We start from the raw sequence: 15172 nt of genomic DNA, 5'->3' as shown, positions 1-15172 counted from the left end.
GCGTGGGCAAAACTAATAAATTTTATTAACATGACCAAATCTTTTTTCTAAAAAATTTTAATCGATTTTATAGTCTCAATTATCTCCTGCTCCCCCAAACAACTCTCATTGTTTAGGACTGCAAAAGTAGAAAAACTTCTATAATACACCAAACTTCTAAACACATTTTTTAACATAATATCCGTAACTACCTGAATACAGGTGAGAAAAATTTAACATAATATTCATACTGGAAGCAATAGCCTTCTTTACATACACTATATATATCGTAGCAGATGCTTTGAAAACGGGATTTTTGTTTTTAAGTATTGGCTGGAGTCTTGTGTTTTTAGCTGCTCAAAAGCTCTTTTTTAGCTTTAATCACTCTCTTTATATATAATAGAAAACAAAAATCCGGCTTAACGCCGGATCTTATATTCTATATATGATATATGTATAATGTTTATTCAACAAAAATTTTCTCACCTCCAAATTTAGGTTGAACGCTGAAAAGAAAATCCCAGAAAACTTTTGCCCTTGCAAACTTTTCACGAATCATTGTTTTAATCCCTATTGTCTTATTCACATCCTGCGCATTAAAACCAAATGCATTGATCCCGTTTTCCCGCGCAATGAACACAGCCCTTTCATTATGGAATTCCTGAGAAATGATAATATACTCGTGTTGTCCAAATATCTCTCTTGCCCGTATTACAGAATCTAATGTACGAAGACCTGCAAAATCCATATAGATATCAATTTCCGGAATGCCTCTTTTCAGCAATTCATTTTTCATATCTTCTGGTTCATTATATGTTTTGCGGCTATTATCACCACTAACGATAATATTTTTTATTTTACCGGCTTTATATAATTCTTCTGCGGCATCAATCCTATATTTGAAATATGGATTCGTACTTCCGTTAGCCAAAAGCTTGGAAGTACCCAGTACAAGACCTACATGTTCAATTGGTAATTTATTAGGATCCGATGTAATATAATTTTTCGTCTCGGATTCAATTTTCCAATTGGCATAAATTATAAAGGTTGCTCCAAGCAACCCTATAATAATTAAAAGTAAAAATACTCTTTTGATTAGATTATTCATATCATATAAATGATACCCGATATAGTTTTTAGAAATTCAAACCATTCGGGAAAGCTTTTTTCTTAAATATTAATATAATTGCAGCCCCAACAGTAATAGCACTATCTGCAATATTGAAGACTGGTCTGAAGAATTCAAATTCTGTACCACCAATTCCCGGAACCCAAGTTGGCCAGTTGAATTTGAATAATGGAAAATAAAGCATATCCACAACACAACCGTTCATAAAGGAGGCATATCCGCCACCACCAAGTTTTGAAATTCCGTCATAACCTACCCAACGCCCTATTGAAGACTCAAAGATTGTTCCTGTATCGAAAATCAATCCATAGAACATTCCGTCTATAAGATTACCAATTGCTCCAGCGAATATCATAGACATCGGAATGATTAAATAGTTGGAAGCTCCTTCTTTTAACCATTTTTTGAACATCACTATAATCCCTATTACTAATGCAATACGAACTAAGGACAATGCATATTTACCAATTGCTCCTCCAAAGTGAAGGCCGTAGGCCATTCCAGGATTTTCAACAAAAGCAAGCTTGAACCATTTAAATACGTCTACACTTTCGCCTAAATGGAAATGTGTTTTGATATAAATTTTGGAAGCCTGGTCAATGAAAAGAACCAGCAGGGTAATAAGCACAATTTTCTTCATAATTTCTGTATCATATAATTAAAATGTACAAAGCATCATGTATTTACTGAACACATTTTGCTTTGTACATTAATCAGTCACACCAATTGGTGTAATTTTATCGTTGCATATTTTTAGCCTCAATACTTAAAGTAGCATGCGGAACTGCTTTCAATCTGTCTTTAGAAATAAGATTTCCGGTAACACGGCATACACCATAAGTTTTGTTCTTAATACGGATTAAAGCATTTTTCAGGTCTCTAATGAACTTTTCCTGACGTGAAGCCAGAAGAGCATTCTGCTCTTTACTCAAAGTTTCAGCTCCTTCCTCAAAAGCTTTAAATGTTGGCGAAGTATCATCTGTCCCGTTATTTCTATCATTGATGAAACTTTCACGTATAAGAGATAAATCTTTCTCGGCCTTTTCTATTTTTTCTTCAATAATTTTTCTGAATTCCTCCAAATCAGCATCGCTGTATCTTACTCTTTCCTCTGCCATAATATTTCTAATTTGATAATTGGTACTTTATAGTTTGAAAAGCACTTTCTGCATAATCGCAGACAAGTACTTTTCATTTTTTTAATTTTTAATAATATTAATATTGAATCTAAGTTCATCAATTTCTACTTCTTCCCCTGATATATTAGCCTTAACCGCTATATCATTTGCAAGAACTTCTGCGCTAATATAATCTTTATTCTTCAAGATATCTTGTAAAAATGGATTATTTTCTTCTAATTCGATAAGAATTCTGTCACTTATTTCAAAATTCTTCTCTTTTCTAAGGTTTTGTACTCTGTTAATGAATTCACGTGCAATACCTTCCGCTTTCAGATCATCTGTTAAGGTAAGATCTAACGCTACTGTTAACTTTCCTTCAGAAGCCACCGTCCATCCCGGGATATCCTTTGTTAGGATCTCTACATCATCTGTAGTTATTTCATACCCCTGAATTGTCAAGCTACCTTCTTTCTCTAATACAGCAATTTGATCATCCGAGAATGCAGAGATCTCTGCAGCTACAGTCTTCATATCTTTACCAAGCTTAGGTCCTAACGCCTTGAAGTTTGGTTTAATTTGCTTAACAATAAGATGAGAAGCCTCTTCTGCATTAATCAACTGAAGCTCTTTCACATTTACTTCTTGTTTGATAAGCTCAGAAACCGCATTGATTTGCTCTCCGGCAGCAGCATCTAAAACAGGAATCATTACTTTCTGTAAAGGCTGACGTACTTTTATATTTTCTTTTTTTCTTAGAGAGAACACCATAGAGGTTATCTGCTGTGCAAGATGAGTCTTTTCTACTAAAGAGTAATCGATCTTATTTTCGTCTACAACAGGGAAATCTGTTAAATGTACAGATCCTGCTGATTCTTTTTGCGTTGCGTTGTTCAGATCCTGATACAATTGATCCATAAAGAATGGCGCAATCGGAGCAGAGATTTTAGCAATTGTTTCTAGGCACGTATATAAGGTCTGATATGCTGAAATCTTGTCTTCAGTATAATCTCCTTTCCAAAAACGTCTTCTGCACAAACGTACATACCAATTGGAAAGATTGTCATTAACAAAAGTATTGATTGCCCTTGCTACTTTTGTTGGTTCATAATCTTCATAGAAGGATTTCACTTCTTTTACCAGAAGATTAAGCTCGGACAAAATCCATCTGTCGATTTCCGGACGATTTTCTACATCTGCCTCTTCATATCTAAATCCGTCTACATTAGCATACAACGCAAAGAATGAATAGGTATTGTATAATGTTCCGAAGAACTTTCTTCTTACCTCATCTATTCCCTCCAGATCAAACTTAAGGTTCTCCCAAGGCATTGCATTGGAGATCATATACCAACGGGTAGCATCCGGCCCGTATGTTTCTAAGGTCTTGAAAGGATCAATTGCATTTCCTAAACGCTTAGACATTTTTTGTCCGTTTTTATCTAACACCAGTCCGTTAGACATTACATTTTTGTAGGCTACAGAATCGAAAACAGCTGTTCCGATTGCGTGCAACGTATAGAACCATCCTCTTGTCTGGTCTACACCTTCCGCAATAAAGTCTGCAGGGAAAGCTTTTCTTTCATCTATCAGCTCTTTGTTTTCGAAAGGATAATGTAATTGTGCATATGGCATTGATCCTGAATCGAACCATACATCGATAAGGTCAGATTCTCTCTTCATTGGTTTTCCTGAAGCGGAAACCAAAATAATCTGATCTACAATATTTTTATGTAAATCTACTTTAGCATAGTTAGCTTCATCCATGTTTCCAACTTCAAAGCCCTCGTAAGGGTTAGAAGTCATAAACCCGGCATCAATAGATTTCTGAATTTCCTGCATTAGTTCTTCAACCGAACCTATTGCCAATTCTTCTCTTAGATCTTCTGTTCTCCATATTGGCAACGGAATCCCCCAGTAGCGCGAACGGGAAAGATTCCAATCGTTTACATTTTCTAACCAGTTTGCAAAACGTCCTTCTCCTGTAGCCTTTGGCTTCCAGTTAATTTCTTTATTCAGGTTTACCAAACGGTCTTTTACAGCCGTCATTTTTACAAACCATGAATCCAGCGGATAATAAAGAACTGGTTTATCTGTTCTCCAGCAGTGTGGATAACTGTGTACATATTTTTCTACTTTGAAGGCTTTGTTTTCAGTCTTCAATAAAATTGCTAATTCAACATCCCAAGATTTTTCAGGAGCCTGACCGTTGTCATAGTATTCGTTCTTAATGTATTTACCTGCAAATAGTTCAGGAACATTTTTCCCATGGATAAAGCGTCCTTGCAGATCTACCAACGGGATAAGGTTTCCATTTTCATCCTTCACCAACATTGGCGGGATATCATTTTCCTTGGATACACGAGCATCATCCGCACCAAATGTAGGTGCCGTGTGCACTACCCCTGTACCATCTTCGGTAGTTACAAAGTCTCCGATAATTACGCGGAATGCTTTTTCAGCATTTTCCTCTGGAGTAAACCATTGTACAAGTTGCTCATAATGTGTACCTGCAAGCTGTTCTCCTGTAAATTCTTTTAATATTCTGTAAGGAATAACTTTGCTTTCCGGTGTGTAATTAGCAAAATCTTCATCTGTTCCTTCTGCATATTTTTTACCAAAGTTCTTTTCTAAAAGAACTCTTGCCAATACCACATTGATTGGCTCAAACGTATACTGATTGAAAGTCTTAACAACTACATACTCGATATCTCTTCCAATTGTTAAAGCAGTATTTGAAGGTAATGTCCACGGTGTAGTTGTCCATGCAAGGATATCTACATTTCCGTCGATATCATTAAATAGATCTGAGCTTTCTTTTTTAACTCTGAATTGTGCTACGATTGTTGTATCAGACACATCTCGGTAAGTTCCGGGCTGATTTAATTCGTGTGAAGAAAGTCCTGTCCCTGCTGCCGGTGAATATGGCTGTATTGTATATCCTTTATACAATAATTCTTTGTTGTATAGCTGCTTCAATAGCCACCATACAGTTTCCATATATTTTGGTTCGTAGGTAATATAAGGATTCTCCAGGTCTACCCAATAACCAATTTTTTCAGTAAGTTTATTCCATGCATCGGTATAACGCATTACCGCTTCGCGACAAGCCTTATTATAATCTTCAACACTAATTTTCTTACCAATATCTTCTTTAGTGATGCCTAATTCTTTTTCAACACCAAGTTCAATCGGAAGTCCATGGGTATCCCAGCCGGCTTTACGAAAAACCTGCTTACCATTCTGAGTCTGGAAACGGCAGAAAATATCCTTAATACTTCTGGCCATAACGTGGTGAATACCCGGCATCCCATTCGCGGATGGCGGACCTTCATAGAAAACGTACTCAGGGCTCCCCTGGCGATTTTCTACACTTTTTTCGAAAGTATCGTTCTCTTCCCAGAATTTCAATACATTTTCGGCAGAACCGATAAGATCTAAGTTTTTATACTCGGTAAACTTCTTCATGTGACGTTAAAAAATATTTCTAGTCCTTTATAAATTAAGATTGCGAATATAAAAAAAATTGTCGAATTTATCCTATATTAAGAAAGCTTAAATCTATTGAAATTTAAGCTTTTAAATATTAAGCATTCTTCTTTTTAGGAATAAGCAATAACACAGCTTGTTGCCTAAATAGAAAATTTGAATGATAAAGAAAAATTTGATTTTCAAAATAAATCCTAATTTTGCAAAAAATTTTCTATGTCGAAAAATCTCGTAATTGTGGAGTCCCCTGCGAAGGCTAAGACGATACAGAAGTATCTTGGTAATGACTTTGAAGTAACCTCTAGTATGGGACACATCCGTGATCTTCCTAAAAAGGGCATGGGTATTAACCTTGAAACATTTACTCCTGATTACGAAGTTTCTCCGGATAAGAAGAAGCTCGTTACAGAGCTTAAGTCTTTAGCTAAAAAAGCCGATATGGTATGGCTGGCTTCCGATGAAGACCGCGAGGGGGAAGCTATTGCATGGCATCTGGCGGAGGAATTAAAATTAAAAGAAGATAAAACTAAAAGAATTGTATTTCATGAAATCACTAAGAATGCAATTCTTAAAGCTATAGAGAATCCGAGAAAAATAGATAATAATCTTGTCAATGCCCAACAGGCAAGAAGAGTTCTGGATAGAATTGTAGGTTTTGAAATGTCTCCTGTTTTATGGAAAAAAGTAAAACCAGGCCTTTCTGCAGGACGTGTACAGTCGGTAGCGGTACGTCTTGTTGTTGAAAGAGAAAAGGAAATCCACGGATTCCAGTCTCAGGCTTCTTATAAGGTAGAAGGAACTTTCCTGAACGACGAGAAGAAGGAAATTTTAGCAAAACTAAAAAAGGACTTCTCTACAGAAAAAGAAGCTGAATCTTTCCTTAACCAATGTAGTACTACAGACTTCAAAGTTTTAAATGTAGAAAAAAAGCCGGGACAACGCTCTGCTTCAGCTCCGTTTACCACTTCCACTCTACAGCAGGAAGCTTCGAACAGATTAGGATATTCCGTAACGTCTACAATGCGTGTAGCTCAGCGTCTGTATGAAGAAGGTTATATTACCTATATGAGAACGGACAGTGTTAACCTTTCTCAGGAGGCTATTAATTCGGCAAAAGCAACTATTACGAAAGAATTCGGAAAGGAATATTCTGCACCGAGAAACTATACTACTAAGAATGCATCTGCTCAGGAAGCACACGAAGCAATTCGTCCTACCGATTTTGGTGTAAAAACAGTAGGAGATGCACAGCTTAATAAATTATACCAGCTAATATATAAAAGAGCAATGGCTAGTCAGATGGCCAATGCTAAAATTGAGAAAACAGTAATTGAGATAGGAGATCAGAAACTTTCGCAACATTTTGAGACAACTGGTGAAGTTATTATTTTCGATGGTTTCTTAAAAGTATATGGTATTACTAAAAATGATGAGGAAGATGATGAGAACGATGATAAACTTCTGCCAAAAGTAAATATTGGTGAAGCTCTTAAATACAAAAAAATCATTGCTACCGAGAAATATACAAAAGCTCCTGCAAGATTTACAGAAGCATCATTGGTAAGAAAACTGGAAGAACTTGGAATCGGAAGACCTTCTACCTATGCTCCAACAATCCAGACGATCCAAAATCGTGAGTATGTGGACAAGAGAGAAATTATGGCTAAAGAACGCGAAATCGTCCAGCTAACTCTAACTTCTTCACTGAAAAAAGAAACACTTACAGAAAAGTATGGTGCTGATAAAAACAAATTTTTACCAACTGATATAGGTGTTGTTGTTAATGACTTCCTTGTTAATAACTTCAACGAAGTTCTTGATTACGGATTTACAGCTCGTGTTGAGGAAGCTTTCGATATTATTGCGGAGGGAAACAGAGCGTGGAAAGATGTAATGACTGAGTTCTATGGGAAATTCCATCCAAGAATTGCTGATGTAGAAGAAAATGCTGACAGAGCAAATGGTGACCGTATATTAGGTGTAGATCCTAAAACGGGCAAGAATGTACATGCAAGAATCGGAAGATTTGGTGCTATGATCCAAATTGGAGAAACAGATGATGAAGAGAAACCAATCTTTGCTTCTCTGATGCCTAATCAGAATATCACTACAATTACTTTTGAAGAGGCAATGGAGCTTTTCAAAATACCTTTTAATCTTAATGATTATGAAGGTAAAGAAGTTGTGGTTGGTGTTGGACGTTTTGGACCATATATCAAATGGGGAGAAGCTTATATCAGCATTCCTAAAACCGAAGATCCTCTGTCTGTAGATAATGACAGAGCAATCGAGATTATAGAAGAAAAGAAGAGAGCTGATGCTCCTATCGCAACTTATAAAGGAGAGCCTGTAACAAAAGGAACCGGAAGATTCGGGCCTTTCATAAAATATAAGGACATCTTTGTAAACGTTCCGAAGAAATATGATTTTAATAATCTTTCTCAAAGTGACATCAACGAACTAATCGATGCCAAACTGGAAAAAGAAGCTAACAGATATATTCAGCAATGGGAAGACCAAAAGGTATCTCTTGAAAACGGAAGATGGGGACCTTTCATTCGTTTTGGAAAGAAAATGTTGAAAATTCCATTGAAAGGAAAGGGAGAAAAATATACTGCTGAAGACCTACAGGATATTTCCTTTGATGAAGTAAAGAAATGGATCATTGCTCAGGACGAAACTGCTTTTAAAGAAAAACCAAAAGCAAAAAAAGCACCTGCCAAGAAAGCTGCTGCTAAAAAACCTTCTAAAAAATAAGGTTAATCATGAATATTGAAGATCTTCTTATTCCTGCTCCTAGTATCCCTACTGAAAAGTGGCAATTAGGAGCAATGATAAAACCAGAAATCAAAGAAGGGGGTATTGCTCTTATTTTCTGTTCTGATGAAAGAGGAGCTGGCGGAACAGCAACTCCGAAAAACTTCACAGAAGTAAGAAAGCAATTATACCAGCTATCCCGACATGATTGGGAAGTTCCTATTGCAGATCTTGGAGATTTTATTTCCGGTAAGAATCCTGAAAACACTCATTTTGCATTACAGGAACTTCTTACGTATTGTTTACGCAAGCATGTTCTTCCAATTGTTATAGGAGGTTCTAATGATATATCTTACTCTGTATTCTCAGCCATTAATCATATTTATAAAAATCTGACTTATGTACAGATCAATAATATGCTTAGCCTGGACCACTCTGATGAAACCTTAACAGAAAAGAATTTCTTGGCTAAGATTCTTAGCTCCGAAACTAATCCCGTAGGAAAATACCATCACCTTGGCTTCCAGAAGCACTCTAGTGAATATGATGCTGTGAAGCTGATGAATGAAGTAAACTTTGACATTATCAGACTTGCTGAGATGATGAATTCTACAGAACCTATTGAACCATACTTCCGAAAAGCGGATCTGGTTACGATTAGTTGTAATGCTGTAGAAAGTATTGCTGAACCTTTTTCAGTCCAACCACAGGTTAACGGATTAAACAGAAGAGAGATTTGTGCCTATATGAAAGAAGCAGGTTTGTCTGAAAACCTTAAATCCATAGGTATCTTCAATTATCAGACATCTTCTAAAAACTATCTGAACCAACAACTATTGGCACAAATGATATGGTACCTTTTGGAGGGAATCAATATTCAGAGGAGCCATCCTAAAGAAAGAGAATACGAAACATTCTGGATTATGATCGGAGATCATGAGGTTGCTTTTAAACGCGATACCTTTAGTAATCTATGGTATTTTGGGAAGAGCCCAAATATTGCAGAATGTCTGCCCTGTGCAAAATCTGACTTTGAAAATGCAAAGGCCGGACATCTTAATAACAGGCTGCTAAGATTTGAAGAATAGACCAAAGTTATTTAGGAAAATATGTTCTACTTGGAAAAAGCTTTTTTTCTAAAAATACGTTAATAATTGCTGAAAATTAATGGATTATTTAACTAAACATTATGAATATTCCTAATATAAATTTGTTTTATATTTGCACCATTGATATTATAAATAATTATTCTACGGAATAGTAAATAACAGAATGAAGCAACCACAATATTCTATTTTATCCTTTATCAGTTCTCTTACCGGAACGGGTAGAATTTTGCTGCCGCAATTTTCCGGTTATAATAGTCTAAAGTATTCTGTTATTCACTCAATACAAAAGCCACAGGACTACCGCAATTAATGTTATGGAAGAATTGAAGTCGAAAATTGATATGACAAAACTGCCGAAACACGTTGCCATTATTATGGATGGTAATGGTCGTTGGGCTAAATCTCGTGGTGAGGAAAGGACTTATGGACACCGCAGTGCAATACAATCTGTACGCAATGCCATTAATGCCTGTAACGAAATTCACATTCCTTATTTAACGCTATATACCTTTTCCACAGAAAACTGGAACCGCCCGGAAGATGAAGTATCTACTCTGATGTCTCTTCTTTCGGAAACATTATTAAATGAAGCGGATGAAATATACACAAAAGGATTACGCCTGAAAGTAATTGGCGACGTTTCCAAAATGCCAGAAATGGTAAGAGAACAATTACAAAATGTAATGAATCTGACCGAAAACAACAAAGGCGGAACTTTAGTACTAGCATTAAACTACGGATCTCAGGATGAAATTATTCATGCTGTAAAATCTATTGCCAAAGATACTAAAGACGGAAAGATAAATCCTGAAGACATCAATAACCAATTATTCGAAAGCCATCTTTATACAAAGGATATGCCTCCAGTAGATCTTATGATAAGAACAAGCGGAGAGATTCGTATTAGTAATTTCCTGTTATGGCAGATTGCTTATGCAGAATTACAATTCCTGGATATTTTCTGGCCAGACTTTACCAAGGATGATTTCTTCAACTGTATTCTTAATTATCAGGATAAGGAACGCAGATATGGAAAAACTAGTGAACAAATAGAAGCTGATAAAGCTTAGAGTATATATAAGAAAAGATACATTAAAAATGAAGTTTAGATCGTTACCGATATTCCTTTTCATTGCTTCTGCTCATTTTTATGGGCAGGTGACACCTCCGCAAACGAAGCAGGACAGTGAAGCAGTTGCTCAACATGAGGGCACTTATGTTCTGAAAGATATTGTAGTAGATGGTGTTAAAAAATACACACCTGAGCAAATTTTACGCTTTACAGGTCTTGTGAAAGGTGAATCTGTTGAAATTCCCGGACAAAGACTGAGTACAGCTATCAAAAAACTTTGGGATAGCCAATATTTTTCGGAGGTTGAAGTATATGTACAGAGCATTGAAGGGCAAAATATTGTCTTAAAATTCTCTCTTCAGGATTTAAAAGAACTTGGTGAAGTAAAATTTACCGGAAAGGGGATCAAGAAATCTAAAAACGAAAAACTTATTAAGGATAATAACCTGAAACCTGGTATGAAAATTACCGAGAACCTGGTTACTAACCTAAAACATAATGTACCTCAGCAATACATTACAAAAGGATTCCCAGATGCTAAGATCACCATTGAAGATAAAATCAATGCAAAAGATCCTAGCCTTATCGACTGGACCATTAATGTAGATAAAGGAAAACGTGTTAAAATAGACCGTATAGATTTTGAAGGGAACAACAGTGTTTCTTCATCTAAACTTCGTAAAAACGGTTTTAAAAACACGAAACAAAAGAGATTCCTTCTTGGTCTACTTAAGCCTTCGAAATTCATCAAAGATAAATATGAGGAAGACAAGAAAACTCTTGTAGACTATTACAACTCTTTAGGATTTAGAGATATGAGAGTCGTATCAGATTCTGTTTCGCGTAATACTAAAGGCTACAACATCAAAGTAAAAGTAGATGAGGGTAAAAAATACTATATTGGGGATATTACATTCGTAGGAAATACAGTATTCTCAACTGAAGCTTTGACAAAACTTCTTGGTTACAAAAAAGGTGATATCTACGATTCTGTAGGTTTCAAGAAAAAAGTAGGTGAAGAAGGAGGTAAAGAAGATAATTCCGATATCGCTTCATCTTATATGGATAGTGGTTACCTTTTCTCTAATGTAAATGCAGTAGAGAAATCTATTAAGAACGATACCATTAGTATGGAAGTTCGTATCCATGAAGGTACAAAAGCAACGTGGAATCGTGTAACATGGGGCGGAAACGTTACAACACATGACCATGTTATCTTAAGATCATTAAGAACGCGTCCTGGAGATTTATTCTCTAAAGCAAATATTAAAAGAACTTATTTCGATCTTGCAGGGATGTCTTACTTCGACCCTCAGCAAATCGGACAGGATATTAAGCCAAATTCAGTAGACAATACAGCAGATATTCACTGGACTGTGGTAGAGAAAGGATCTTCGCAGGTTCAGGTTCAGGCAGGTTATGGTGGTAACTCTTTCATCGGAACCTTAGGTCTTACGTTCAACAACTTCTCTTTGAAAAATTTCTTGAGATTGAAAGACTTCAGACCAGTTCCTCAGGGTGACGGACAAATCCTTTCATTACAGGCACAGGCAGGTCAGTACTTCCAAAACTATAGTGTCTCCTTTACGGAACCTTGGTTATTTGGTACAAAACCTACAGCATTATCAGTTGGTTTCAACTATTCCAGAGTTAAATATACAGACCAGTATGGTGCTGCTCAGAAGTTGAATATATTCTCTGCTAATGCGGGTCTGAACAGACTACTTCGTTGGCCGGATGATTACTTCTCTTTATACACTGGTTTATCATACCAGCGATATGAATTTAACAATTATCCGTTCCAGTTTGGTACTGAAACGCTATACAATGGGGAAGCGAACAACTTTGCTGTTAACATAGGTATCTCCAGAAATGCAGCAGGTCCGGACCCATTCTTTAAAACGTCTGGTTCTGACTTTGAAATTTCAGCGAAGCTTACGCCGCCATATTCTTTATTCGCAAAGAAGGATTATAGCAATATGTCAGCTATTAGTAAGTACAGATGGTTGGAATTCTATAAAATTAAATTAAAAGCTGATTCTTATAACCAAATTATTGGTAAATTAGTTCTAAGAAGTTCTATCGAAATGGGATTCCTGGATGGTTATAACAAACAACTTGGAGCACCACCATTCGAAAGATTCTATATGGGTGGTGTAGGACTATTTAACGGACGTTTCGATGGACGTGAACTTATTCCACTTCGTGGTTATGAAGATGCATCTTCTACCGGAGGTACTAATCAGGATATTACACCATACGGAGGGGGTACAATCTATAACCGTATTAACTTCGAGTTAAGATACCCAATCTCTATGTCACAAACAGCGAAGATTTATGCATTAACCTTCCTGGAAGGTGGTAATACATGGCAAGGATGGGGAAATTACAACCCATTCCAGTTGAAGAGATCTGCCGGTATAGGTATCAGAGTTTATATGGGAGCGTTTGGTCTTATTGGATTTGACTTCGCTTACGGATTCGATAAAACAATCGGAGGAACTCAGCCAAACGGATGGAAGACTCACTTCTTAATGAACCAACAACTGTAAAACTATTTAGGTATAGTTTTTGATAAAAAACAAGGAATTAAATTAAAAACAAATTAAATTTTAGATTATACTATGAAAAGATTAAGTGTATTATTCGCGGCGGTATTAATGATGGTGTCTTTCACTGTTATAAAAGCTCAGAAATTAGCTCACGCTGATATTGCTGGAATTCTTACAGCAATGCCAGAAATGAAAAAGGCTAACGAACAACTTGAAGCTCTTGGGAAAATGAAGCAAGCTGAGCTTGGTAAATTACAACAAGCTTTCCAAGAGAAAGTACAAGTATACCAAAAAGCAGGTAAACAAGATGCTGCTAAAGAGGCAGAATTACAAAAAGAAGGAGATAACATCCAAAAAATGGGTCAGGCTGCACAAAAAGATGTAGCTGACAAGCAAGAAACTCTTTATGCTCCTATCGATAAAAAACTTAATGACGCTATTAGCGCTGTAGCTAAAGCTAAAGGTTTAGAATACGTATTTGATGCTAACGGTCAAGGTTTAGTATACAAAGGAGGTGTTGATGTAACTGCTGATATCAAAAAGCAATTAGGTCTTTAATAAGCTCTTAAAGTATCATAAATAAAACCACCCTTTGCGGTGGTTTTTTTATTTTTGTAACTGATAAAAATTTATGAAAGGAGAAACAACTACACAAACCAAAATACGCTTTAACGATTGCGACCCCATAGGCCATCTTAATAATGTAAAATATCTGGATTATATGCTTAATGCCCGTGAAGATCACGTGGTAGAAACTTATGGCTTCACTTATGAAGAGCATATCCGCCTTACAAGCTGTACATGGGTAGCCATTCAGAATCAGATTGCTTATCTAAAAGAAGTACGTCCAAATACACTTGTAAACATCAGCAGCAAAATTATAAAATTGGGAGAAAGAACTTCTGTAGTGGAAATTTTGATGAGAGATGAAAAAAATGAAGCTATACATGCTGTACTATGGACAACAGCTATTTATTTTAGCATGAAGGAAAGGAGATCTTTACCCCACTCTCCGGAACTAATGGAGTTTTTCAAAGACTTTTGGGTTGAAATTCCTGAGCAACAATTCGAACAAAGAACAGAATCTTTAAGAAAAGAAAATAAACAATGGAGAAAATCTTAGTAACAGGCGGAAACGGCCAGCTTGGAAATTGTCTGAAAAAATTAGAGGAGCAATATTCTAATTATGAATTCTTATTCACCTCATCTTCTGAATTAGATATAACAAATGAAGATTCTGTGAAAAAAGTCTTTGAAAATTTTCAGCCACAATATTGTGTCAACGCTTCTGCGTATACAGCTGTTGACCTTGCAGAAACTGAAAAAGAAAAAGCATATGCAGTTAATGCTTATGGTGTAGAAAACCTGGCAAAAGCATCAGCAGATAACAATGCTGTTTTCATACATGTATCAACAGATTACGTATTCGATGGTATAACAAATCTTGCTTATACAGAAGATGACTTTACTGATCCTATTGGGGTATATGGAAACTCCAAAAGAGAGGGTGAAATTTTGGCATTGGAAGCTAATCCTAATACCATCATCCTTCGTACTTCCTGGCTTTATTCAGAGTTTAATAAAAATTTTGTAAAGACCATGCTTCATCTTTTTAGTACTAAAGATGAATTAGGGATTGTTGCAGATCAGTACGGACAGCCAACTAATGCTGCCGATCTTGCAGAAGCTATTATGGCTATTATAAGTACTCCAAAAAAGATCTTCGGAATTTATCACTTCTCCAACTACGGTGAGACTACATGGTATGATTTTGCCTCTAAAATTGCAGAATTATCAGGTTCTTCTATAAAACTAAAACCTTTGACCACTGCTGAGTATCCAACACCTGCAAAAAGACCAGAAAGAAGTACTATGTGTTTAGACAAAATTGAACAGGATTATAAAATAACTCCGGAGTATTGGGAGAATAGCCTTGAAGAGTGTATTAATATCTTACAGAAATAATT

General features: G+C 36.1%; 11 protein-coding genes. 7 read left to right on the top strand and 4 right to left on the bottom strand.

Going from position 1 to position 15172, the window contains the following annotated elements; genetic code table 11:
• Positions 1 to 442: 442 nt before the first annotated feature.
• From C8J95_RS03170 to ileS, 4 genes are all read right to left on the bottom strand, one after another.
• A complete protein-coding gene (locus tag C8J95_RS03170) occupies positions 443 to 1087 on the bottom strand; it encodes a vancomycin high temperature exclusion protein (RefSeq protein ID WP_107807576.1) in 645 nt (214 codons plus the stop codon).
• Positions 1088 to 1115: 28 nt separating this feature from the next.
• Complete coding sequence (locus tag C8J95_RS03165) at positions 1116 to 1748, bottom strand: lipoprotein signal peptidase (RefSeq protein ID WP_045182436.1); 633 nt, start codon at positions 1746 to 1748, stop codon at positions 1116 to 1118.
• Between the two features lie 97 nt (positions 1749 to 1845).
• Positions 1846 to 2226, bottom strand: a complete 381-nt coding sequence (locus C8J95_RS03160; RefSeq protein ID WP_034869975.1) for a TraR/DksA C4-type zinc finger protein — start codon at positions 2224 to 2226, stop codon at positions 1846 to 1848.
• A gap of 81 nt (positions 2227 to 2307) precedes the next feature.
• A complete protein-coding gene (gene ileS / locus C8J95_RS03155) occupies positions 2308 to 5694 on the bottom strand; it encodes an isoleucine--tRNA ligase (protein ID WP_107807575.1) in 3387 nt (1128 codons plus the stop codon).
• Between the two features lie 237 nt (positions 5695 to 5931).
• On the opposite strand from ileS, the gene topA reads away from it, so the two are divergent.
• From topA to rfbD, 7 genes are all read left to right on the top strand, one after another.
• Complete coding sequence (gene topA, locus C8J95_RS03150; protein WP_107807574.1) at positions 5932 to 8472, top strand: type I DNA topoisomerase; 2541 nt, start codon at positions 5932 to 5934, stop codon at positions 8470 to 8472.
• Positions 8473 to 8480: 8 nt separating this feature from the next.
• Positions 8481 to 9560: a formimidoylglutamase gene (locus tag C8J95_RS03145; RefSeq protein WP_107807573.1), complete on the top strand. Its 1080-nt coding sequence runs from the start codon at positions 8481 to 8483 to the stop codon at positions 9558 to 9560.
• A gap of 335 nt (positions 9561 to 9895) precedes the next feature.
• Positions 9896 to 10651 carry an isoprenyl transferase gene (locus C8J95_RS03140; RefSeq protein WP_107807572.1) on the top strand — a complete coding sequence of 252 codons (756 nt, stop codon included), beginning with the start codon at positions 9896 to 9898 and terminating at the stop codon, positions 10649 to 10651.
• Positions 10652 to 10679: 28 nt separating this feature from the next.
• The gene (locus C8J95_RS03135) at positions 10680 to 13205 is read left to right on the top strand and encodes an outer membrane protein assembly factor (RefSeq protein ID WP_107807571.1); all 2526 of its coding nucleotides are present in this window, start codon (positions 10680 to 10682) and stop codon (positions 13203 to 13205) included.
• Between the two features lie 72 nt (positions 13206 to 13277).
• Entirely contained in the window at positions 13278 to 13763 is a 486-nt protein-coding gene (locus C8J95_RS03130; RefSeq protein ID WP_107807570.1) for an OmpH family outer membrane protein, read from the top strand.
• A gap of 73 nt (positions 13764 to 13836) precedes the next feature.
• Positions 13837 to 14328 (top strand): thioesterase family protein, encoded by a 492-nt coding sequence (locus C8J95_RS03125; RefSeq protein ID WP_107807569.1) that lies wholly within the window; start codon positions 13837 to 13839, stop codon positions 14326 to 14328.
• Positions 14313 to 15170 (top strand): dTDP-4-dehydrorhamnose reductase, encoded by an 858-nt coding sequence (rfbD, locus tag C8J95_RS03120; RefSeq protein ID WP_107807568.1) that lies wholly within the window; start codon positions 14313 to 14315, stop codon positions 15168 to 15170. Before C8J95_RS03125 ends, rfbD begins: the two co-directional genes overlap by 16 nt.
• The last annotated feature ends 2 nt before the right edge of the window (positions 15171 to 15172 follow it).

Source organism: Elizabethkingia sp. YR214 (assembly GCF_003058195.1).
Lineage (GTDB): Bacteria > Bacteroidota > Bacteroidia > Flavobacteriales > Weeksellaceae > Elizabethkingia.
This window is presented reverse-complemented; position numbering and strand designations above follow the sequence as displayed.

Coding starts and splice junctions, on each gene's coding strand:
- C8J95_RS03160 (WP_034869975.1), bottom strand. CDS start 2,226: ATGGCAGAGGAAAGAGTAAGATACAGCGATGCTGATTTGGAGGAATTC.
- C8J95_RS03135 (WP_107807571.1), top strand. CDS start 10,680: ATGAAGTTTAGATCGTTACCGATATTCCTTTTCATTGCTTCTGCTCAT.
- ileS (WP_107807575.1), bottom strand. CDS start 5,694: ATGAAGAAGTTTACCGAGTATAAAAACTTAGATCTTATCGGTTCTGCC.
- C8J95_RS03170 (WP_107807576.1), bottom strand. CDS start 1,087: ATGAATAATCTAATCAAAAGAGTATTTTTACTTTTAATTATTATAGGG.
- rfbD (WP_107807568.1), top strand. CDS start 14,313: ATGGAGAAAATCTTAGTAACAGGCGGAAACGGCCAGCTTGGAAATTGT.
- C8J95_RS03145 (WP_107807573.1), top strand. CDS start 8,481: ATGAATATTGAAGATCTTCTTATTCCTGCTCCTAGTATCCCTACTGAA.
- topA (WP_107807574.1), top strand. CDS start 5,932: ATGTCGAAAAATCTCGTAATTGTGGAGTCCCCTGCGAAGGCTAAGACG.
- C8J95_RS03165 (WP_045182436.1), bottom strand. CDS start 1,748: ATGAAGAAAATTGTGCTTATTACCCTGCTGGTTCTTTTCATTGACCAG.
- C8J95_RS03125 (WP_107807569.1), top strand. CDS start 13,837: ATGAAAGGAGAAACAACTACACAAACCAAAATACGCTTTAACGATTGC.
- C8J95_RS03130 (WP_107807570.1), top strand. CDS start 13,278: ATGAAAAGATTAAGTGTATTATTCGCGGCGGTATTAATGATGGTGTCT.
- C8J95_RS03140 (WP_107807572.1), top strand. CDS start 9,896: ATGGAAGAATTGAAGTCGAAAATTGATATGACAAAACTGCCGAAACAC.